Raw genomic sequence first — 20,448 nt, forward strand, 5'->3', positions numbered from 1 at the left:
GAAGGTTAAGGGTTTATCGGGTGATACGTGATTCAGTGATGCTCGTGTGCAGAGTTCAGATAAACCACCGTCAGCACGGTGAAGATGAACGCCTGCAGAGTGATAACGAGAATATGGAAGATGGCCCAGGGGACGTTCAGTGTCCAAGAGACCCAGAACGGCAACAGGGCGATCAGGATGAAAATCACCTCGCCGGCAAACATGTTGCCGAAGAGACGCAGACCAAGGCTGAGCGGCTTCACCAGCAGGCCGATGATTTCCATCACCAGGTTAAAGGGAATGAGCGACCAGTGGTTGAACGGGGTAAAGGACAGCTCTTTGACGAAGCCACCGGCCCCTTTCACCTTGATGCTGTAGTAGATGATCAGGCAGAAGACACCGAGGGCCATGCCCAAGGTGGCATTGGGATCCGTGGTGGGGACTAGCTTCATGTATTCGACGCCAAACTTGGCAAACAGCTCGGGTGCTAGGTCCACGGGCACCAGCTTGAGCAGGTTCATCAAGAAGATCCACACGAACAGCGTCAAGGCCAGCGGAGCGATCATGGTGTTCTTGCCGTGGAAGGCGCCCCGCACCATGTCCTCGACGAACTCGAAGATCATCTCGATGGCGCTCTGCAACTTGCCAGGCACACCTGTCGTTGCTGCCTTGCCAACCTTGCGGAACAGCCAGATGAACAGAACGCCCATGGCCACTGACCAGCCCATGGTATCCACGTGTATCGCCCAGAACCCCATGTCGGCAGCTTCCTGAGCGGAATGCGCCATCGACCAACCGTTTTCCGGGTGATGCCCGAAGGTCAGGTTCTGCAGGTGGTGCTGAATGTACTCCGTAGGAGTCGGGTTGTTGCCTGCCATACTCTGCCTCGATTTCAGGTGTGCGACGGTCGACGTAAGAGCCAGGGCCCCAGCCAATGCACCAACAGCGTCGCCACGTAAGCGCCAAAGAAGAAAGCGGGATTTGAGGGGGGCACTGTCACGAACACGATCGTGAACAATGCCACCGTCAAACCAAACTTTCCGGCCTCTGCCCGATAAAACCCGTTGACCATTTGCCGGTAATGCCGCGCATGTTGAAAGCGAAAGGCACGCCAGGCGAAATAGGCATTGGGCAACAGTGCCACACCGCTTCCGGTCAGCGCCGATACCGCGCCGCCGATCCCGGCGGCCAGCATCCCGAGGGCGCTGACCACGGCCAACATGAGACTTTGAGCCACGAGCAGGCGCGCAATGGGTGGTCGCTTGAGCTTGGCTGCCACCGGTTACTCCCTGCCTCGCGTCGTCTCACGCTATCGTCTGTCCGTTTCTGCCGCTATAACTCACGACAAACTCCGGCGCGATTATAGGGAAGGCCCTTGGCGGCTTCAACCAAAGCTATCGCGATTTTGTACGATATTGCTTCAGTAGACGACCAATAGCCCGCTAAACGTCGACAAATCACGTTAGCTTGCTAAAAGAAGCCGGGACGAATGTAGGCAATTTTCCCCCTATCGGATATGGCCAAGGATGCCGTCCAGCTCATCGAGGCTGGTGTAGCGAATGGTCAGGCGACCCTTGCCGCTACGACCGTGCTGGATCTTCACCGGGGCACCGAGCAACTCGCCGAGCTGATTCTCGAGGCGCACCACATCTGTCGAGCGAGGCTGGCTCTCGGGCTTGGCCGGTGCGCCTTCGAGCAGTTGCTTCACCAGGGCTTCGGTGGCGCGCACCGTCAGGTCCTTGTCGACCACGTCGTGCGCCGCCGCGCGCTGCGCCGCCCCGGACAGCGCCAGCAGGGCGCGAGCATGGCCCATGTCCAGGTCGCCGCGCTCGAGCAGGGTCTGCACTTCCGGGTCCAGCGACAGCAGCCGCATCAGGTTGGCGACCTGGGCTCTAGACCTGCCCACGGCATCGGCAACTTGCTGTTGGGTCAGCTCGAATTCGTCCTGCAGGCGCTTGAGGGCCATGGCCTCTTCGACCGGGTTGAGGTTCTCGCGCTGGATGTTCTCGATAACCGCCAGCGCCAGGGCGACCTGATCGCTGACCTCGCGAATGACCGCGGGGATGACGTCGAGCTCGGCAAGCTGGGCGGCACGCCAGCGCCGCTCACCGGCGATGATCTCATAACGATGGTCATCGATCGGGCGCACCACGATGGGCTGCATTACCCCTTGGGAGCGGATCGAGTCGGCCAGTTCCTCAAGCGCCTCGGGTTGAATGTCGCGGCGCGGCTGGTACTTGCCACGGGTCAGCTGTCCGAGCGGCAGGCGTTCGAGTCGCTCCTGATCCTGCGGAGCGAGATCTTCCGCGGCGTCGACCGGCACCATGACCTCGCCGTCGGCAGCGTCAAGAGTCTCATCGGGCTGAAGAGAACGATGGCGGGAACCGGCACCGATCAGGGCATCCAGGCCTCGTCCCAGGGCTCGCTTACGCGTCATCTGGCAATCCTCGAAATCGATCCAACATTACAGTCCCCCGCGCAGCCAGCATCGACCGTTTGGGCACGGTCTCAGGCCATGCATTACCGCCAATCACGCTGACATTACCGCGTTGTCCGTTCAGGCGGCTAGATCAGCTGACGACGAATCAGCTCCTTGGCCAGCACTCGATAGGCCTGGCTGCCGCGGGAGAAGCGGGCATATTTTGTCACCGGCAGACCGTGGCTCGGGGCCTCGGCGACGCGCACATTGCGGGGGATGGTGGTCTTGAGCAGGCCATCGCCGAAGTAGTCCATCAGCTGCTTGCTGACATCGCGGGTCAGGCTGTTACGCGCATCGAACATGGTGCGCACGATGCCCAGCACCTCGAGGCTAGGATTGACGCTCGCCTGCAGCTGCTCGACGGTATCGAGCAGCGCCGAGAGCCCCTCGAGGGCATAGAATTCGCATTGCAGCGGAATCAGCACGCCGTGAGCGGCGGTCAGGGCGTTGACGGTGAGCATGTTCAGCGAGGGCGGGCTGTCGATCAGCACCACGTCATAGGCGCTCGCCACGCTCTGGATAGCGTTGTGCAGGCAGCGCTCACGGCCCTGTTCGCGATCGAGTAGCGCCACCTCGGCGGCTGTCAGGTCGCCATTGCCGGGCAGCAGCGCATAGCCGGCGACGGGGCAGTCCAGGATCACCTTGGAGGCCCGCTTGTCGCCCAGCAGCACGTCCAGCACGCTGCCGTCGAGTTCATGCTTGTCGACGCCGCTGCCCATGGTGGCATGGCCCTGAGGATCGAGGTCGACCAGCAGCACGCGGCGGTCGAGCGCCGCCAGGCTGGCGGCGAGATTGACGGCCGTGGTGGTCTTGCCTACCCCACCCTTCTGATTGGTCAAGGCGATGATCTTGGTCACGAGCGGCATCCTTCCTGGGTCCGGCTCCCTGAAAACCGGGGCAGCCTTGGTGGTCGCATTGCAGCGCTGTTTTAGCCGGTTCGGCGAGCCAGCGTCAGCAGGTGGCGCGCGCCTTCCTCACCGGGTACGGCAAGGGCGCGGCGCTCGACGAGGGTCACCCCATCGGGCAGGGCGGCCAACTCTTCATCGCTGGCCTTGCCCTTCATGGCCAACCATTCACCGTCCTCGGCCAGCAGCGCCTCGGTCAAGCCGATGAAATCCTCGAGACTGGCGAAGGCCCGGGAGATCACCTGATCGAAGGGTGCGGCGTCGAAGGCCTCGACCCTCGCTTGGCTGGGCGTGACGTTATCCAGGCCCAGCTCGAAGATTGCCTGGCGCTGGAAGCGAACCTTCTTGCCGTTGCTGTCGAGCAGCGTGACCTGAAGCTCCGGCTTGAGAATCGCCAGCACCAGCCCCGGCAGGCCCGGGCCGGCACCGACATCGAGCAGTCGCGGGCCATGCACATGGTCAAGCACCGAGGCGCTGTCGATCAGGTGTTTGGTGACCATATCATCGAGCGAGCGTACCGCGGTGAGGTTATAGGCGCGATTCCACTTGTGCAACAACGCCAACAGGCCCAGCAGGCGCTCGCGCTGGCCGGCATCGGGCACGATGTCGAGGCCCGCGAGCCCAGCATCCAGCCGTTCCGCCACGGCCTTGGGTACTGCATTGACCAGGGCCTGATTCATGCGCTCACCGCCTGACTGTCATCCAGCAGGCGGCGCTTTTTCAGGTGAATCAGCAGGATCGACACCGCCGCCGGGGTCACCCCGGAGATACGCCCGGCATGCGCCAGGGTTTCCGGGCGCGCGGATTCGAGCTTCTGGCGGATCTCATGGGAGAGCCCTTCGACGCGCTGATAGTCCAGGTCAGCGGGCAGCGGCGTTGCCTCGTGGCGCTTGAGCTTGTCGATTTCCTCCTGCTGGCGATCGATATAACCCTGGTACTTGGTCTGGATCTGCACCTGCTCGGCCACCGCAGGATCCTCGACCGGCTCGCCGGCCACTCCGGGAAGCCCGGCCACATCGGCGTACTCGAGCTCCGGGCGACGCAGCAGCTCGGTGAGACTGTACTCGCGGGTCAACGGCTTCTCGACTTTGGCCTCGAGCGAGGCGGCAGCATCACTGCCCGGCTGCACGAAGCTGGTCTTGAGGCGCGCGGCCTCTTGCTCGATGACCTCACGCTTGGTGGTGAAGGCCGCCCAGCGGTCGTCATCGACCAGCCCCAGCTCGCGACCGATCTCGGTCAGGCGCAGGTCCGCGTTGTCTTCACGCAGCAGCAGGCGATACTCGGCCCGCGAGGTGAACATGCGATAGGGCTCTTGCGTTCCCAGGGTGATCAGGTCGTCGACCAGCACCCCGAGGTAGGCCTGATCCCGGCGCGGTGACCAGCCCTCGAGCCCATGTGCACGGCGGGCAGCGTTGAGGCCCGCCAGCAGCCCCTGGGCGCCAGCTTCCTCGTAACCGGTAGTGCCGTTGATCTGCCCGGCGAAGTACAGGTTGTGGACAAACTTGGTTTCCAGGGTGTGCTTCAGATCGCGGGGATCGAAGAAATCGTACTCGATGGCGTAACCCGGGCGCGTGATGTGTGCGTTTTCCAAGCCCTTGATCGAGCGCACCACCTGGAGCTGCACGTCGAAGGGCAGCGAGGTGGAAATCCCGTTGGGATAGAGCTCGTGCGTATCCAGGCCCTCAGGCTCGATGAAGATCTGGTGGCTCGACTTGTCGGCAAAGCGATGCACCTTGTCCTCGATGGACGGGCAATAACGCGGGCCAACGCCCTCGATGGTGCCGGAATACATCGGCGAGCGGTCGAGATTGGCGAAGATGATCTCGTGAGTGCGCTCATTGGTATGCGCGATGTGACAGCTGACCTGATCGGGATGCATGGCCTGGTTACCGAGATACGACATCACCGGCACCGGGCTGTCGCCGGGTTGTTCTTCGAGATGGGTGAAGTCAACGGTACGAGCATCGATGCGCGGCGGTGTGCCGGTCTTGAGGCGCGCCACATTGAAGGGTAGCGCCCGCAGCCGCTCGGCCAGGGCATTGGACGGCGCATCGCCAGCGCGACCGCCGCGGCTCTGATCTAGGCCGATATGGATCACGCCGCCGAGGAAGGTGCCGGTACAGAGCACTACGCTCTCGCCGAGGAAGCGAATACCGGTTTCGGTGACCGCACCACGCACGGTGTCGCCATCGACGATCAGGTCGCCGGCTGCCTGCTGGAAAATCGTCAGATTGGGCTGGTTTTCCAGCATGCCGCGAATCGCCGCTTTGTAGCGGACTCGGTCGGCCTGGGCGCGAGTGGCACGGACGGCAGGCCCCTTGCGGGCATTGAGCCGTCGAAACTGGATGCCGCCCTGGTCAGTGGCCAGCGCCATGGCGCCACCGAGCGCATCGATCTCCTTAACCAGATGGCTCTTGCCGATCCCGCCGATGGCCGGATTGCAGGACATTTGGCCCAGGGTCTCGATGTTGTGGGTCAGCAGCAGGGTTTTGGCACCCATGCGAGCGGAGGCCAGGGCGGCTTCGGTTCCCGCATGGCCTCCGCCGATGACGATGACGTCAAAACGGTCGGGGTAGTCCACGTTGCACCTCGAATGGCGCCGATGGCGCCGTGTCCATAACCGTCGTCAACCGACGGGGTGAGAAATCAGCGGCACAGTATAAACCTCCTGTGGGTAACCGTCAGGGGTTTTCCACACCCAGATTCGAAGCCAGGCGGTTCAATGCGGGGTTCTATATAAAATACAGATTAAATAAGAAAGAAGTTCTGTTGTTGTAGTAACTACTAGTGTGGATACTTTCTGTGGAAAACTGAGTTATTTGTATTTTTATCAATTGCTTAAAATGTTGACCGATCGTGTGAAAAACGGCGAAGGGCGTGCGTACAGCTTGTCGTGAGCCTGTGGACGAATGGGCGCCTTGTCCACAAGGCTAAATGACCCAAGGTTATCCACCGAGCCTAGCCTGGGTTGTTACCGCAGCGGTCAACATGCGAAACCGATATCCGTAAAGACGCTGATGCCGGTGGTTGTGGAAGGATTTGGAGGCTGTGTGAAAAAAACTTGTCCACAGCCAAAAAAAGGGCCTGTCGACTTCTCGACAGGCCCTTTGAGGTGCCAAAATCAGGTCTTTTACAGCGGTACCTGAAGGGTTTCTAGCCTATTGGCAGCTTGCTAAAGCTCTTGTGTCAGTGTTTGAGGACGCGCCCCAGGAAGCTCTGGGTGCGTTCATTCTGCGGATTGTCGAAGACGTCTTCCGGCTTGCCCTGCTCGACGATCTGGCCTTGATGGATATAGATCACACGGTCGGCCACTTCCCGGGCAAAGCCCATTTCGTGGGTCACGATCATCATCGTCATGCCGGCCTTGGCCAGCTCGCGCATGGCATCCAGCACCTCACCGATCATCTCCGGGTCCAGGGCCGAGGTGGGCTCATCGAAGAGCATTAGCCTTGGTTCCATGGCAAGGGCACGGGCCAGCGCCACGCGCTGCTGTTGGCCGCCTGAGAGCTGACCCGGCAGCTTATCGGCCTGGTCGGCGATATTGACCTGTTCCAGCAGCCTGTCGGCGTTCTCGATGGCATCGGCCTCGCTGGTGCCGCGGACCTTGATAGGCGCCAAGGTGACATTGTCGCGCACGCTAAGATGCGGAAAGAGATTGAACTGCTGGAAGACCATGCCGACTTCCGTGCGGATGGTCTGCAGCGACTTGCTGCTCTTGCCGTTTGGCAGCAGTTCGTTGCTGTCAACCTCGATATGGCCGTGCTGGAACTCCTCGAGGCCGTTGATGCAGCGGATCAGGGTGGACTTGCCAGAACCACTGGCCCCGATGATCACCACCACTTCGCCGTGAGTGACCGAAAGCTCGATGTCCTGCAGCACGTGCAGGCTGCCGAAGAATTTGTTGACCTTCTCCATGCGCACGATCAGCTCAGCGCCGGGCTCTGTCTTGATATCTGTCATGATCGGTTCCCTCGTTGTACCGATGTGCCTTGTAACGATGTGCGAGTACCGGCGTTATTGACCTACCAGTCCCTTGCGCTCGAGCAGGCGCAGGGCCAGCGAGAGGCTCAGGGTGATCGCGAGATACAGCATGGCGACCATGAGATAGACCTCCAGGGCACTGAAGGTGGTGGCGATGTAGATCTGACCCTGACGGACCAGTTCCCCGACGCCGATCACTGAGAACAGCGAGGTATCTTTGATGCTGATGATGCCCTGATTGCCAAGCGAGGGGATCATGCGGCGAAAGGCCTGGGGCCAGATCACGTAGCGGAACGATTGGGTGCGTGACAAGCCAAGCGACAGGCTGGCTTCTCGCTGGCCTCGTTCGATGGACTGCACGCCACCGCGTACGATTTCTGAGATGTAGGCGCCGGAGTTGACCGCAATGGCGGCGATGCCGGCCACCAGCGCATTGACCGGTCCGCCGATGATCTGCGGTAGGCCATAGAAGATGAAGAGCACCTGTACCAGCACTGGCGTGCCGCGGAAGATCTCGATATAGGCGATGGCGGGAATGCGCAGCCAAGCGACCGGACTGATGCGTAAAAGGCCAAACAGGATGCCGATCAGAAAGCCGATGGCGAGACCACCGAATGAGATCAGCAGGGTGTAGGGAATCCCCGTCAGCAAGTAGGGAATCGAGGATATGGCGGCCTGCCAGTCGAATTGAAAGGTGACGTCCACGAGGGATCTCCCGTCCAGAAACTTCGTCAGATAGAGGGGTAAAGAGGCGTTGCCAAGGCGCTACGCAAAGGGGTCGAGCCTAGTGACTCGACCCCCTGCGACTGAGCCATGTCTGGCCGTTCGTAAACGTCTCAGACACAGTGTCAGCTGGCCGTGTTATTCGGCGCTACCGAACCACTTTTCGTGGATCTCGTCGTAGGTGCCGTCTTCACGCATGGCGGCGAGGGCATCATTGACGGGCTTGACCCACTCGCTGCCCTTGACCAGGGCGATGCCGTATTGCTGGCCTTCATAGAGCGGTCCCACGACCTTGGCTCGGCCTTCGCCGCGGGTCTTGGAGAAGTAGCCGACGTTGGGCGCGTCGTAGAAGACGGCATCGACGCTGCCGCCGAGCAGGGCCATATACATGTCGGAGCTGCCCGGATAGGGCGTGATGGTGGCCTCGTCACCGAGGTTTTCGGTGAGGTAATCGTAACTGGTCGAACCGATCTTGGTGCCGATGGTCTTGCCGGCCAGGTCGTCGATGGTGCTGATGCTGTCGTCGTCGGCGGCTACCATGATACGCAGGCCGCTATCGTAGTAGGGGTCGGAGAAGTCGACGATCTCGCTGCGCTCGTCGGTAATGGTGATGCCGGCGATGGCGATATCCACGTTACCGGTCTGAATCGCCGGGATGATGCCGTTGAAGTCCATGGTGTTCAGGTTGACATCAAAGCCGGCGCGATCGGCGACTTCGTTGATGATGTCGATATCGAAGCCGACCATCTGGCCGGAGTCGGTATCCATCATCTCGAAGGGAACGAAACTCGGGTCGGTGACCACATCGAGGGTCGGCTGGTCGGCGGCACTGGCCAGGGTGGACATGCCAAGGCCGAGGGCAAGAGCGGAAAGCAGAGAGGCTTTTTTATGCAGTGTTGACATGAGGTTCCCCGTTTGGAAATTTTGTTTACGGAACACGCCTTTAACAATGGCGAGTTCCCGGGGAAGCGTCAAGTTGAAGAAAAAAGCGCCATTTTGACGGTGTTTTACACCATGAAGGAGGCACCGCAGCCACAGGTGCTGGTGGCGTTGGGGTTCTGGATCACGAAGCGTGCACCGGCCAGGCCTTCCTCGTAGTCGACCGTGGAACCGACAAGGTACTGATAGGACAGCGGATCGACGATCATGGCGACGTCGTCGAAGGCGATCAGGGTGTCGTCCTCGCTGGCATCATCGGCAAAATCGAAACCGTACTGAAATCCCGAGCAGCCACCGCCAGTGACGTAGACACGCAACTTGAGTGCGGCGTTACCCTCCTCGGCGATCAGCCCACGCAGGCGCCGCTGGGCGCTGGGGGACAGCTGCATTGGCTTGAGGGACCCGGGGTCGAAGGATTCGGCACCGCTCATGGAGATTCTCCCGCGGTTGATGGAATGAGGTTCATATAGTGATTATCCCCAATCCCCAGCAAAAGGGTCAACTTTTGAGGGGCTAAGCCGTAGGCAGGTCACTTGCGAAGGCGCTATAAACCCATCCCTGGGCGCTACCTCTGCCATCCATGGCAGAGGACCTTCGCTGTGACCTACCTACGGCGTCCTTGGAGATAGTCCAAGAGGGATATCAGGGCATCAGCGCCGGGGCGGTAAGGCCTGCCATCTCATCGAAGCCGAACATCAGGTTGAGGTTCTGGATGGCCTGGCCGGAGGCGCCCTTGACCAGGTTGTCGATCACGGAAAGCACCACTACGGTGTCGCCGCCGCCGGGACGGTGCACGGCCAGCCGGCAGATGTCGCTGCCTTTGACGCTGCGGGTCTCGGGGTGACTGCCGGGGGGCATGACATCGACGGCCGGTTCGTCCTTGAAGCGGGTTTCGAACAGTGCCTGCAGATCGTCAGCCTCCTCGGTCAGCCGCCCGTAGAGAGTGGCGTGAATGCCACGAATCATCGGCGTCAGATGAGGCACGAAGGTCAGGCCCACCGGCGTCTTGGCCGCACGACCAAGGCCCTGGCGGATCTCGGGCAGGTGGCGATGACCGCTGGCGCCATAGGCCTTCATGGATTCGCTGGCCTCGGCCAGCAGCGAGCCCACCTTGGCGCCGCGCCCGGCACCGGTGACGCCTGACTTGCAGTCGGCGATCACATGTTCGAGATCGATCAGGCCGGCTTCGAGCAGTGGCAGCAGTCCCAGCTGCACGGCGGTGGGATAGCAGCCCGGCACCGCGATCAGGCGTGCCTGCCGGATCGCCTCGCGGTTGACTTCGGGCAGTCCATAGACGGCCTCGTTTAACAGCTCGGGGGCCCCGTGAGGCTGGCCGTACCACGCCTCCCATTCCTTGGCGTCTTCCAGACGGAAGTCGGCGGACAGGTCGATGACCCGGGTGCCGCGCGCGAGCAAGTCGCCGGCCAGTGCATGAGCGACACCGTGCGGAGTGGCGAAGAACACCGCATCGCAGCGGCCCAACAGTTCGGCGTCCGGGGCGGTGAAAACGAGGCCGGGGTAGTGGCCGCGTAGATTGGGATAGAGCTCATCCACGGCGAGTCCCGCTTCGGAACGCGACGTAATGGCCGCGACTTCGACCTGAGGATGCTGTGCCAACAGCCGCAGCAGTTCGACGCCGGTATAGCCGGTGCCTCCGACAATGCCCACCTTGATCACGATGTCCCTCCTTAGGTGCTGGCTTGGGTACTGGGTCGACCTCGATGGGGTCGAGTCTGAAGAGATGGTCCCGATATGATACACATGTCTGACAATGACAGGTGGAATCCCGGCCCCACCAGGGGCCCCTTGGTCAAGGACGCGCCGACGTGCCACGCCCTCATCTTCCCGATCTGAGCCTTGCGACCTTTCGTCGCAAATTGGCCAACGTCGATGCCCTTCCCCAGCTGTGCGTGCTGGGGACAATTGCCGGACTTGTCACCGGCAGCTTGATGGTAGGCTTTCAGCTACTGCTGGACCTGGGGGCGCTGGCTTTCATGCCCGGGGCTGAATCGGAGGACTTCGAGGGGCTGGCCCCTTGGTTTCGTGCGCTTCTTCCATTGGTCGCCGTGACGTTGATCGGCGTAGGGCTATGGCGCCAGCCGCCGGCGGCGCGCAAGCTCGGCGTCGGTCACGTGATCGAGCGTCTGACCTATCATCAGGGGCGATTTCCGCTGCGCAACTGGATCAACCAGTGGTGGGTTGGGGTGGCCTCAGTGCTCGGCGGGCTTTCCGCCGGCCGTGAGGGGCCGGCGATCCATCTCGGTGCGGCGGCGGTCAGTGGCATCGGCGAGCGTCTACGTTTGCCCCACAACAGCCTGCGGGTGCTGGTCGCCTGCGGCACGGCGGCGGGCATCTCTGCTTCCTTCAATACGCCGGTCGCCGGGGTCATCTTCGCCATGGAAGTGGTGATGATGGAGTACACCATCGCCGGCTTCATGCCGGTGATACTGGCCTCGAGCATGGGCGCGGTCGTCGCCCAACTGGTCTATTCCACCGAGCCGGCCTTCCAGAGCTCGAGCGTGTCGCTGGATTCCTGGTTCAACCTTTCCTGGATTCTGGTCAGCGCGCTGGTTATCGGCCTGCTGTCCGGTGGTTTCATTCGCCTGGCCAAGCTGACGACGGGCTTTGCGGCCTGGCCGGTCGCGGCGCGTTTGGCCGCGGTGGGGCTCGCCACCGGCCTGGTGGCCTGGTGGTACCCCGAGGTCCAGGGCATCGGCTACGACAGCTTGGCATCGATGTTGGACGGCGAGCTGGCGGTGAGCGTGCTGGTCGCCCTGGCGCTGGCCAAGCTGGGCCTGACTGCACTCACCGTGGCCAGTGGGATTCCCATCGGCATCATCGGCCCTGTGCTGGTGTGCGGTGCCGCGGCCGGAGGCCTTTGCGGCCTGCTTGGCCACTGGCTTTGGCCGGCGGCAGCGGCGGATCCGTCGTTGTTCGCCATGCTGGGCATGGCAGCGATGATGGGTGCGGTGTTGCAGGCACCACTGGCGGCGCTGATGGCGCTGCTCGAGCTGACCCACAACCCCAATATCATCCTGCCCGGCATGCTGGCGGTGGTGATCTCCGGCCTTACCGCTCGTCGCTTGTGTCGCTGCGAGGGGTTCTTCATCAACCTGACCCGCCATGGCCTGCACCCTTTGCAGCAGCCGCTGGCGCAGGCGTTATCACGGGTTTCGGTGCCGGCGGTGATGGAGCGCAGCCTGGTGCGCAGCCAGCGCATGGTGAGCCGCGAGGAAGCCGAGGCGCTTTTGCATGCCAAGCCGGCCTGGGTGGTCATCGTGCGCTCCCGGGATGACAAGCCGACGCTGGCGCTCAAGGCCGCGGATCTGGCCCGGGTACTACTTGATGATGAAGCCTGGGCCAAGGAGCAGCAGATCGACCTGCTCGAAGTGCCTGGCCAGCGTCTGGACATGGCGCCGATTCATCTCGAGGCCACCCTCAGCGAGGCGTTGGATCGGCTCAACGAAGCGCGTGTCGATGCGCTTTACGTGGAAACCTCGATGGGGCCGATCAAGCGGCGCATTTCCGGTATCATCACCCGTGAGAGCATCGAGAATTACTATCGCTACACGCCGTGAGCGGGCGTGGCCCGGCGGGCCGCTACCCCAGCGATGACCTATGAGGAGTGGTTATGTATTTATGGATTCAGGCCCTTCACCTGATCGCCGTGGTGACCTGGTTTGCCGCGTTGTTCTACCTGCCGCGCCTGTTCGTCTATCACGCCATGGCGCGCGATGCCGGCGATGAGCAGGCCATCGGCTACTTCACCACCATGGAACGCAAGCTGTATCGCGGCATCATGATGCCGTCGATGATTGCCGTGATCGTGTTTGGTGTAAGCATGCTGGCGATGGTGCCGGGCCTGATGAGCCAAGGCTGGATGCATGCCAAGCTGACGCTGGTCGTGCTGCTGGTCGGCTATCACCACGTGTGCCTGGCCTATATGAAGAAGCTGGCCGCCGGCACTTGTCAGAAATCTCACGTCTTCTTCCGCTGGTTCAACGAAGCGCCGGTCGTGGTGCTGGTCCTGGTGGTGATCCTGGCGGTGGTCAAGCCATTTTGATGCCTGATGCCAACGAATATGCACTGCATGACACTCGCCAGCTACCGGTGGTGCTGGTGCTGGCCGGTCACGATCCCAGCGGCGGCGCCGGGCTAACCGCGGATGCCGAGACCATCGGCGCCTGCGGCGGCTGGCCGCTGACCATCCCGACGGCATTGACGGTACAGAACAGTTGCGATGTCAGCGCCGTCATGCCTTGTCGCGGCGATGACATGCGCGCCATGGCCGCGGCCCTCGGCGAGTTCTCGGTGTCTGCGATCAAGGTGGGGCTGGTGGCGGATCTCGAGAGTCTGGATGCGGTGGTCGATATCGTGCGTCGCTATCCCGGCGTGCCAGTGGTGGTCGACCCGGTGCTGCGCGCCGGCGGCGGGCGCGAGCTGAGTTCCGCCGAGCTGATCGATGCCTTTCATGAACGGCTGCTGCCGCTGGTGGATATTCTGACGCCGAACCGGGCCGAATTGGCGCGGCTCACCGATTCCTGCTGGCAGAATGACACCGATCGCGCCATTGCGCTGATGGCCGCCGGATGCCAGGCGGTGCTGGTGACCGGGACCGATTCGCCGACGGCGGGAAGCACCGCCGACAAGGTTGTCCACACCCTGCATACGCCGGACAATGGACGCCAATGGCAATGGCCGCGTCTGGCCGGCAACTTCCACGGCTCCGGCTGTACCCTGGCGGCGTCTCTGGCCGCTCATCTGGCGGCCGGCGAGAGCCTGATTCAAGCCTGTGAGCTGGCCCAGGGATATACCTGGCAGACGCTGCGCCATGGCTGGCGCCCAGCCGATGGACAGGCGCTGCCACGCCGCCTGTGGCGCCACCCTTGCCCTGCTACCACTTCGGAGTGACCATGATTGAGCCTGAATGGACTCGTGGCCTTTATGCCATTACCGATGAGGCCCTGCTGTCGGATGACGAGCGCCTCTTCAGTGCCTGCGATGCTGCGCTGCGCGGTGGCTTGGCACTGCTGCAATACCGAGACAAATCCGGCGACAGCGAAAAGCGTTGGCGCCAGGCCAGCGAACTGGCGGCGCGCTGTGCGACGTTTGAGGTTCCGCTGATCATCAACGATGACGTGGCGCTTGCCGCTCGTTTGCGCTCGGCTGGCCACCGGCGAGTCGGAGTACATCTCGGCCAGCAGGATGGCCATGTGGACGGAGCTCGTTATCGGCTGGGCCCCATGGCGATCGTCGGTGTCACCTGTCATGGGCGGCTGGATCTTGCCGAGCGGGCTGCGGCCGAGGGGGCGTCTTACCTGGCCTTTGGACGCTTCTTTGACTCCCGTACCAAATCTTCCGCGCCGCCGGCATCGCTATCACTGCTCGGCGAGGCCGGGCGTTTCGGCCTGCCGCGGGTGGCGATTGGCGGCATCGCGGCCGACAACATCGCCAAGGTGCGTCGGGCCGGCGCTGATATCGTCGCCGCCGTGGACGCGGTATTCGGCGGCCAGGATCCCGAGGCGCGTGTTAGTGAGCTTAACCGTCGCTTGGCCGCGGCAGCGCTTGATTCATAGCTTATCCACAGGGCACTCACCGAAAGTTATCCGCAGTGTCCAGAGACTTATCCACAATATTCGCTGACCGAGAGGCTTCCATGACCACCTCAGCAGAGCTCTTCGCACAGGCTTGTCGCCACATCCCAGGCGGCGTCAATTCGCCGGTTCGTGCCTTCAAGGGCATGGATCGCCCGCCGGTGTTCATCGAACGCGCTCAGGGCGCCTACCTGCATGACGTCGAGGGTAAGCGCTACGTCGACTACGTTGGCTCATGGGGGCCGATGATCACCGGTCATGCTGACCCGGACGTGCTGGGCGCGGTGCGTGAGCGTCTCGACATGGGGCTGTCCTTCGGCACCCCGACGGCCATCGAGACCCGCATGGCCGAGTTGATCTGCGAGATCATGCCGTCCATCGACATGGTGCGCATGACCAACTCGGGTACCGAGGCCACCATGTCGGCGATCCGTCTGGCCCGTGGCTATACCGGGCGTGACAAGATCGTGAAGTTCGAGGGTAACTACCATGGCCACTCCGACTCGCTGCTGGTCAAGGCTGGTTCCGGCGCCCTGACCCATGGCGTGCCGAGCTCGCCGGGGGTGCCGGCTTCGCTTGCCGAGCACACCGTGACCCTGCCGTACAACGATATCGATGCGGTGGAAGATTGCTTTGCAGAAATCGGCGATGAAGTGGCCTGTATCATCGTCGAGCCGGTGGCCGGCAACATGAACTGCATTCCGCCGCGGGAGGGCTTTCTCGAGTCGCTTCGCCAGGTCTGCGACCGTCATGCCTGCGTGCTGATCTTCGATGAGGTCATGACCGGTTTTCGGGTCGCCAAGGGGGGTGCCCAGGCGCACTTCGGGGTAACCCCGGACCTGACCTGCCTGGGCAAGATCGTCGGCGGCGGCATGCCGGTGGGTGCCTTTGGCGGCAAGCGTGAGGTAATGGAGCAGCTTTCACCGCTGGGACCGGTCTATCAGGCAGGCACCCTGGCCGGCAATCCGTTGGCCATGGCAGCGGGCATCGCTCTGCTGACCAAGATTCAGGAGCCGGGCTTCCATGACGCCCTTACCCAGCGCGTCGATACGCTCTGCGATGGCCTACAGGCCCGGGCCGATGCTGCTGGCATCGAAATGATCACCCAACGGGCCGGCGGCATGTTCGGGCTGTTCTTCACCGCCCAGTCGCAGGTCGATAACTTCGCGCAGGCGACTGCATGCGATGCCGAGGCGTTCCGCCGCTTTTTCTCGTTGATGCTCGACGAGGGAATCTATTTGGCCCCCTCGGCCTTTGAAGCCGGCTTCATGTCCAACGCCCATACGCCGGAAGACATTCAGGCTACCCTGGATGGCGCCGAGCGTGCCTTTGCCGCCATGAACGAAGCCTGAGGAGGCATCTCGGTGAGCGATGTCATGATTCAGGCCCTCCGCCAGGCGGCCTGCTACGAGCATCCGGTAGGCGATATCGAGATTCACGAGACCCATATCTCATGGATCCTGCTGACCGGCGACTATGCCTACAAGATCAAGAAGCCGGTCGATTTCGGCAGCTTCCTGGATTTTTCGACCCTGGAGAAACGCCGCGCACTATGCGAGCAGGAGGTGCGCCTCAATCGGCGCCTGGCGCCGAGCCTGTACCTGGACGTGGTGCCGATCTGTGGCTCGCCCGAGGATCCTCGCCTCAACGGGGACGGTGTGCCTTTCGAATATGCGGTGAAGATGCGCCAGTTCAGCAATCGCCACCTGTTCAGCAGCCTGCAGGCCGAAGGTGAGCTGTCGATGGAGCTGCTCGACGATCTGGTCGATCAACTGGTGGATTTTCACGAGCAGGCGGCTAGGGTGGAGGCGACGAGCCACCATGGGAGTGCCGAGTCAACTCGCGAGATCGTCGCCCGGGAGTTCTTGTTGATTGGCGAGCGGCTGCCTGGCCATGATGATGGCGAGCGGCTGAAGGCGCTACAGGAGCGTGTCAACGAAATGGAAGCGCGGTTGGCACCGGTGTTTGCCGAGCGCCATCGCGAAGGTTTCGTTCGCGAGACGCATGGGGATATTCATCTGGGCAACGCGGTGCGCCATCAGGGCCGGGCGCTGCTGTTTGATGGCATCGAGTTCAATGATGCCCTGCGCTGGAACGATGTCGGCTGTGACCTGGCCTTCCTGTTGATGGATCTGGAAGCCCGCGGCGAGCTAATGCTGGCCCGCCATGCGCTGAATCGTTACCTGGAGCTCTCAGGCGATTATGCGCTGGTGCGGGTACTGGACTACTACAAAATCTATCGGGCCCTGGTGCGTGCCAAGGTCGCTATGCTGCGCTATGCCGAACCCGACCTAACCGATGATGAGCGAGCATCGCTTTGGTCTGAGTACCAGCGCCATCTCTTGCTGGCCGAAGGCTATAGCGAGTTCCGCTTTCCCTATCTACTGATTGGCGTCGGTGTCTCGGGTAGTGGCAAGAGCCGTTTCACCGGCGAAATGGTCAGGCGTCTGGGCGGCGTGCGTCTGCGCTCCGATGTCGAGCGTAAGCGCCTGTTCGGATTCGCTCCACAGGCGGATAGTCGGCAAGAGGGTGTGGATATCTATACCCCGGAGGCGACCGAGCGGACCTACCGGCACCTGGCGCATATCAGCGGCACTCTGTTCGAAGCGGGGCTGTCGGTGTGTATCGATGCCACCTGTCTGAAGCAATCGCAGCGTGACCTGTTGGCGGATCAGGCCGAGGCCCGAGGACTGGCGGTGTTGATCATCAGTTTCGAGGCAGACGAGGCTACCCTGCGGTCACGCATCGAGAAGCGTGCACGACTGGGGGGCGATCCATCCGAGGCGAGCCTCTCGGTGCTCGAGCGGCAGCTCAAGCACTTTGAGCCTTTCAGCGAAGAGGAACGCCACCATTTGGTTCATTTGGACACCACCGCCGGAAATGCCAGCGAGACGCTGGCGGAACTGATCCATCAGCATATGAATAAGCTCTGAAGCGCCCGCCCCAAGAAGTCGTCGTATGCCTATTTACAAAAGGATACGACGTACTTCACTGCATTGTTTCCACTAGATTTTCCCCTCTTCTCCCGTGTTTATTCGGTGCTTGGATTGCCCAGTGCCGGCTTTTTGTATCACCAATGCATCACTGGCGATAACACCTTAATTGATTGAATTTAAAAACAAATCTGTCTAATTCCTGAGCTTTTCCCAGGGAGTGTTGCAAGGATGAAACACTTTCCAAGCCATCTGACCGCCGCTTTGTAAAACCATGTTGTGGCGCTCCGGGCTACCGCTATTTTATTTCCTGATACTTACAGTGTTTTACAAACCGTTTCACAAAAACTGGCACGCATTATGCCCTGTAAATAACGACTGCGAATGAATGTCGCCAGCCACTGACCGCTACCGGTTCTTTGACGAGTCATGGTTCGCAGCGAGAAGCAAGGGATCATATCCAGAGTGGAGAAACGGTCATGAAGAACTATGTAATCGCAGGTACATCAATGCTGGCCCTGGTGATGGCAATTTCGGCTGCACATGCCAACCCGAGTGCTGGCGTTGCCGACAAAGCAGACCAGACGGTTCATTCAACCGCCTTGTCGGTAGGTGGTAGCAGCGGCAGTGCCAACGGGGGCAGTGGGTTCGGGATGGGATGGGGCGGCAGCTCCTCAGGCGGTGACGCCGATAACAGCCTGGACCTGGACGATGACAATACCTCTTCAGGCATGAATGCCGGCGCTGGTGGTACTGCTGGTGCTGGTGCAGGTTCCGGTACCGGCGGCGCTGGCGGATCTACCGGTCGTGGTGGTGACGCTTGGTCCATGAGCGAATCCTACAACACCTCTACCAGCGTGATCTCGCTGCAGGAGATGAGCTCCAAGGTGACAGGGGCTCGTATCAATGTCACCGGCGGTGCTGGGGCTGGTGGTGGTGCAGGCGCTGCTAGCGGTGATGCCGGTGCCATTAGCGTGGGTCTGGGTGCTGGCGGTGCTGGCGGAAACGGTAACGGTGGCAACAGCGGTTATGCCGATGCCAATGGCGGCGACGGTGATGATGGCGGCAATGCCACTGGGCTGGGCGCAGGCTTGGGTCTGGGGGCAGGCGGCGAGGCTGATTCAGCAGCCGGCTCCGGTTCGATGGCTGGTGGCTTTGCTTCAAACTATAACGACGATCTGGATGATGATAATACCCAGAGCACAGCGGCAAGCTCCACGTCATCATCTAGCGCGACTGCGGGCAATGCTACTGCCGGCGACGGCACCGGTGCTGGATCTGGCACAGGCTCCGGTACTGGCGGGGCCGGCGGTAACGGCGCTGCTGCCACGGCTTCTACCGGCAGCGGTGGTGCAGGCAACGGCGGTGGCGGCGGTGGCGGCACCGGTACTGGTGGAGCCGCAACGGCCGCTACCGGTAACGGCGGAGCTGGTGGCGCCGGCGGCGCTGGTGGAGCGGCTCTGCTGAGCACCGGAGCAGCCAACGTTAGTGTTGCGGCTGGCAACTTCGGTGGCATCGCCAACATGAACGTCTCAACCGGGATCTACAACTCCCAACTGGCCGGGACCAATGTGGCAGCGCACAGCAACGTCAGCATCGGCAACTGAGGGTTGGGTTCGACCGACATGACATAAGGTCGGGATGAACTCCTCCTGAGCAGTAATGGTTAACGGCTGGCGGGGCTTGCTCCGCCAGCCTGTTGCTCATCACGAGTTTTCATAGCAAGGAGTGCCAGGCCATGTGCGCAGTCCGTATCTTTTTGCCTCGGTACAAAGCAATTCTCATCGCTGCCGGGCTAATCGCTGCTGCCGGTATGAGTCAATTGAGTTATGCCGACACCTCCGTCTCATCTACCGCTACCGGCTTCGATGATAGTAATAGTCTCGACATGGAAGAAATGCAGCAAGAAAGAGGCCGCGAGGGCATTAACCTTACCAATGTCCAGAGTATTCAGAATATTGATACATCGGTGGACACGACCAGTTTCAATGTTTCCGGAGATGTGGTGACCGGTAATGTAAACATCCAGCCAGACTCGCTAAATAGTTACAGCGGTGTAGGTGTGTTCAATATCACGACGGGTAATGCCAATGCCGTAAGTGGTGCAGTAGGTATTAGTGTTTACATCGCAAACCCCCAGTGATGCTTGCGCCATTGATTGCTAGTGATGATATCAAAAGGGGGAGAGTTTGATGTCGATGTTTTTTCGTTCAGCCGCGATAGCAGCCTTTTTGAGCCTAGCGACTCAGCCGGCTTGGGCAGGGCCAGTGACGATTGTCAGTCCCTTTGGCTCTTTTAATGTCAAAGCTGAAAGTCTCAATGAGTTACGTTGGGAAAGCGTGGTACGTCAGCAGTATGACTTCAGTTGTGGTTCCGCTGCCGTCGCGACACTGCTGACTTATCATTATGAGCGTCCTACTTCCGAAGCTGAAGTTTTTGAATCGATGATTAATCGTGGCGATGCGGACAAGATTCGTACCTATGGTTTTTCCATGCTTGACATGAAGCAGTATCTGGATTCACAGGGTCTTAATTCCGATGGTTTCCGTGTGAAGCTAGAAGACTTTATCGGCATTGGACTACCTGCCATTACTCTAATCAATACCGGCGGATACAAGCACTTCGTGGTGATCAAGGGAATGGACGACGGTAATGTACTGGTTGGTGATCCAGCGGTTGGCACTGTGGTGGTTCCCAAGGAACATTTCGAGACGTTATGGACCGGAACCGTGCTAGGCGCTCGTGAAGACATGCTGCTGGCAAAACAGTATTTCAATAATGATCGTGATTGGCAGGTTAGGCCGAATTCTCCTCTCCAGCGAGGTATGCAGCGCTCGGCCATTGGTTCGGCCATGTTGCCTCTGCCGGGTCGCAATGAGCTGGGTCGCTAGTTATCGAAGCCTTAACCGGCTTTT

Annotated in this window: 20 protein-coding genes; 9 read left to right on the forward strand and 11 right to left on the reverse strand. The window is 61.1% G+C overall.

Annotation, left to right across the window (positions count from 1 at the left end):
• Window positions 1-32: 32 nt before the first annotated feature.
• From atpB to argC, 11 genes are all read right to left on the reverse strand, one after another.
• Window positions 33-857, reverse strand: a complete 825-nt coding sequence (gene atpB, locus HUS66_RS14130; protein ID WP_175071628.1) for a F0F1 ATP synthase subunit A — start codon at window positions 855-857, stop codon at window positions 33-35.
• Between the two features lie 14 nt (window positions 858-871).
• Window positions 872-1,258, reverse strand: coding sequence for an ATP synthase subunit I (locus HUS66_RS14135; protein WP_175071630.1), 387 nt, complete (start codon window positions 1,256-1,258; stop codon window positions 872-874).
• A gap of 228 nt (window positions 1,259-1,486) precedes the next feature.
• Complete coding sequence (locus HUS66_RS14140) at window positions 1,487-2,416, reverse strand: ParB/RepB/Spo0J family partition protein (protein WP_175071632.1); 930 nt, start codon at window positions 2,414-2,416, stop codon at window positions 1,487-1,489.
• Window positions 2,417-2,544: 128 nt separating this feature from the next.
• Window positions 2,545-3,315 (reverse strand): ParA family protein, encoded by a 771-nt coding sequence (locus HUS66_RS14145; RefSeq protein WP_175071634.1) that lies wholly within the window; start codon window positions 3,313-3,315, stop codon window positions 2,545-2,547.
• Between the two features lie 71 nt (window positions 3,316-3,386).
• Entirely contained in the window at window positions 3,387-4,043 is a 657-nt protein-coding gene (gene rsmG / locus HUS66_RS14150; RefSeq protein WP_175071636.1) for a 16S rRNA (guanine(527)-N(7))-methyltransferase RsmG, read from the reverse strand.
• Window positions 4,040-5,944, reverse strand: coding sequence for a tRNA uridine-5-carboxymethylaminomethyl(34) synthesis enzyme MnmG (gene mnmG, locus HUS66_RS14155; protein ID WP_175071638.1), 1,905 nt, complete (start codon window positions 5,942-5,944; stop codon window positions 4,040-4,042). Before mnmG ends, rsmG begins: the two co-directional genes overlap by 4 nt.
• Window positions 5,945-6,549: 605 nt before the next feature.
• Window positions 6,550-7,323 carry an amino acid ABC transporter ATP-binding protein gene (locus tag HUS66_RS14160; protein WP_175071640.1) on the reverse strand — a complete coding sequence of 258 codons (774 nt, stop codon included), beginning with the start codon at window positions 7,321-7,323 and terminating at the stop codon, window positions 6,550-6,552.
• Window positions 7,324-7,377: 54 nt separating this feature from the next.
• On the reverse strand, window positions 7,378-8,049 hold the full coding sequence (locus HUS66_RS14165; protein ID WP_112055654.1) for an amino acid ABC transporter permease: 672 nt from the start codon (window positions 8,047-8,049) through the stop codon (window positions 7,378-7,380).
• A 156-nt stretch (window positions 8,050-8,205) separates the two neighbouring features.
• A complete protein-coding gene (locus tag HUS66_RS14170) occupies window positions 8,206-8,970 on the reverse strand; it encodes a transporter substrate-binding domain-containing protein (protein ID WP_175071642.1) in 765 nt (254 codons plus the stop codon).
• Window positions 8,971-9,074: 104 nt separating this feature from the next.
• Complete coding sequence (gene erpA, locus HUS66_RS14175) at window positions 9,075-9,437, reverse strand: iron-sulfur cluster insertion protein ErpA (RefSeq protein WP_175071644.1); 363 nt, start codon at window positions 9,435-9,437, stop codon at window positions 9,075-9,077.
• Between the two features lie 211 nt (window positions 9,438-9,648).
• Window positions 9,649-10,683 carry an N-acetyl-gamma-glutamyl-phosphate reductase gene (gene argC / locus HUS66_RS14180; RefSeq protein ID WP_175071646.1) on the reverse strand — a complete coding sequence of 345 codons (1,035 nt, stop codon included), beginning with the start codon at window positions 10,681-10,683 and terminating at the stop codon, window positions 9,649-9,651.
• 149 nt (window positions 10,684-10,832) lie between these two features.
• On the opposite strand from argC, the gene HUS66_RS14185 reads away from it, so the two are divergent.
• The 9 genes from HUS66_RS14185 (at window position 10,833) to HUS66_RS14225 (ending at window position 20,424) form a co-directional block, all read left to right on the forward strand.
• Complete coding sequence (locus HUS66_RS14185) at window positions 10,833-12,584, forward strand: chloride channel protein (protein WP_175071647.1); 1,752 nt, start codon at window positions 10,833-10,835, stop codon at window positions 12,582-12,584.
• Between the two features lie 53 nt (window positions 12,585-12,637).
• Entirely contained in the window at window positions 12,638-13,069 is a 432-nt protein-coding gene (gene hemJ / locus HUS66_RS14190) for a protoporphyrinogen oxidase HemJ (protein ID WP_175071649.1), read from the forward strand.
• Window positions 13,069-13,917 carry a bifunctional hydroxymethylpyrimidine kinase/phosphomethylpyrimidine kinase gene (gene thiD / locus HUS66_RS14195; protein ID WP_175071651.1) on the forward strand — a complete coding sequence of 283 codons (849 nt, stop codon included), beginning with the start codon at window positions 13,069-13,071 and terminating at the stop codon, window positions 13,915-13,917. Before hemJ ends, thiD begins: the two co-directional genes overlap by 1 nt.
• A gap of 2 nt (window positions 13,918-13,919) precedes the next feature.
• Window positions 13,920-14,582, forward strand: a complete 663-nt coding sequence (thiE, locus tag HUS66_RS14200) for a thiamine phosphate synthase (RefSeq protein WP_175071652.1) — start codon at window positions 13,920-13,922, stop codon at window positions 14,580-14,582.
• Between the two features lie 80 nt (window positions 14,583-14,662).
• Window positions 14,663-15,952, forward strand: a complete 1,290-nt coding sequence (gene hemL, locus HUS66_RS14205; RefSeq protein WP_175071654.1) for a glutamate-1-semialdehyde 2,1-aminomutase — start codon at window positions 14,663-14,665, stop codon at window positions 15,950-15,952.
• 12 nt (window positions 15,953-15,964) lie between these two features.
• On the forward strand, window positions 15,965-17,533 hold the full coding sequence (locus HUS66_RS14210; protein ID WP_282847423.1) for an AAA family ATPase: 1,569 nt from the start codon (window positions 15,965-15,967) through the stop codon (window positions 17,531-17,533).
• Between the two features lie 479 nt (window positions 17,534-18,012).
• Window positions 18,013-19,140 (forward strand): hypothetical protein, encoded by a 1,128-nt coding sequence (locus HUS66_RS14215; RefSeq protein ID WP_175071656.1) that lies wholly within the window; start codon window positions 18,013-18,015, stop codon window positions 19,138-19,140.
• Between the two features lie 131 nt (window positions 19,141-19,271).
• A complete protein-coding gene (locus HUS66_RS14220) occupies window positions 19,272-19,676 on the forward strand; it encodes a hypothetical protein (RefSeq protein ID WP_175071658.1) in 405 nt (134 codons plus the stop codon).
• 49 nt (window positions 19,677-19,725) lie between these two features.
• On the forward strand, window positions 19,726-20,424 hold the full coding sequence (locus HUS66_RS14225; RefSeq protein WP_175071660.1) for a C39 family peptidase: 699 nt from the start codon (window positions 19,726-19,728) through the stop codon (window positions 20,422-20,424).
• Window positions 20,425-20,448: the final 24 nt, after the last annotated feature.

It is taken from the genome of Onishia taeanensis (genome assembly GCF_013349955.1).
In the GTDB taxonomy this organism is placed as follows: domain Bacteria; phylum Pseudomonadota; class Gammaproteobacteria; order Pseudomonadales; family Halomonadaceae; genus Onishia; species Onishia taeanensis_B.

Bases quoted from the DNA above. Each gene is read 5' to 3' on its own strand.
- atpB (WP_175071628.1), bottom strand. From the start codon at position 857: ATGGCAGGCAACAACCCGACTCCTACGGAGTACATTCAGCACCACCTG.
- HUS66_RS14140 (WP_175071632.1), bottom strand. From the start codon at position 2,416: ATGACGCGTAAGCGAGCCCTGGGACGAGGCCTGGATGCCCTGATCGGT.
- rsmG (WP_175071636.1), bottom strand. From the start codon at position 4,043: ATGAATCAGGCCCTGGTCAATGCAGTACCCAAGGCCGTGGCGGAACGG.
- HUS66_RS14160 (WP_175071640.1), bottom strand. From the start codon at position 7,323: ATGACAGATATCAAGACAGAGCCCGGCGCTGAGCTGATCGTGCGCATG.
- HUS66_RS14170 (WP_175071642.1), bottom strand. From the start codon at position 8,970: ATGTCAACACTGCATAAAAAAGCCTCTCTGCTTTCCGCTCTTGCCCTC.
- erpA (WP_175071644.1), bottom strand. From the start codon at position 9,437: ATGAGCGGTGCCGAATCCTTCGACCCCGGGTCCCTCAAGCCAATGCAG.
- hemJ (WP_175071649.1), top strand. From the start codon at position 12,638: ATGTATTTATGGATTCAGGCCCTTCACCTGATCGCCGTGGTGACCTGG.
- thiD (WP_175071651.1), top strand. From the start codon at position 13,069: ATGCCTGATGCCAACGAATATGCACTGCATGACACTCGCCAGCTACCG.
- thiE (WP_175071652.1), top strand. From the start codon at position 13,920: ATGATTGAGCCTGAATGGACTCGTGGCCTTTATGCCATTACCGATGAG.
- hemL (WP_175071654.1), top strand. From the start codon at position 14,663: ATGACCACCTCAGCAGAGCTCTTCGCACAGGCTTGTCGCCACATCCCA.
- HUS66_RS14215 (WP_175071656.1), top strand. From the start codon at position 18,013: ATGAAGAACTATGTAATCGCAGGTACATCAATGCTGGCCCTGGTGATG.
- HUS66_RS14220 (WP_175071658.1), top strand. From the start codon at position 19,272: ATGTGCGCAGTCCGTATCTTTTTGCCTCGGTACAAAGCAATTCTCATC.
- HUS66_RS14225 (WP_175071660.1), top strand. From the start codon at position 19,726: ATGTCGATGTTTTTTCGTTCAGCCGCGATAGCAGCCTTTTTGAGCCTA.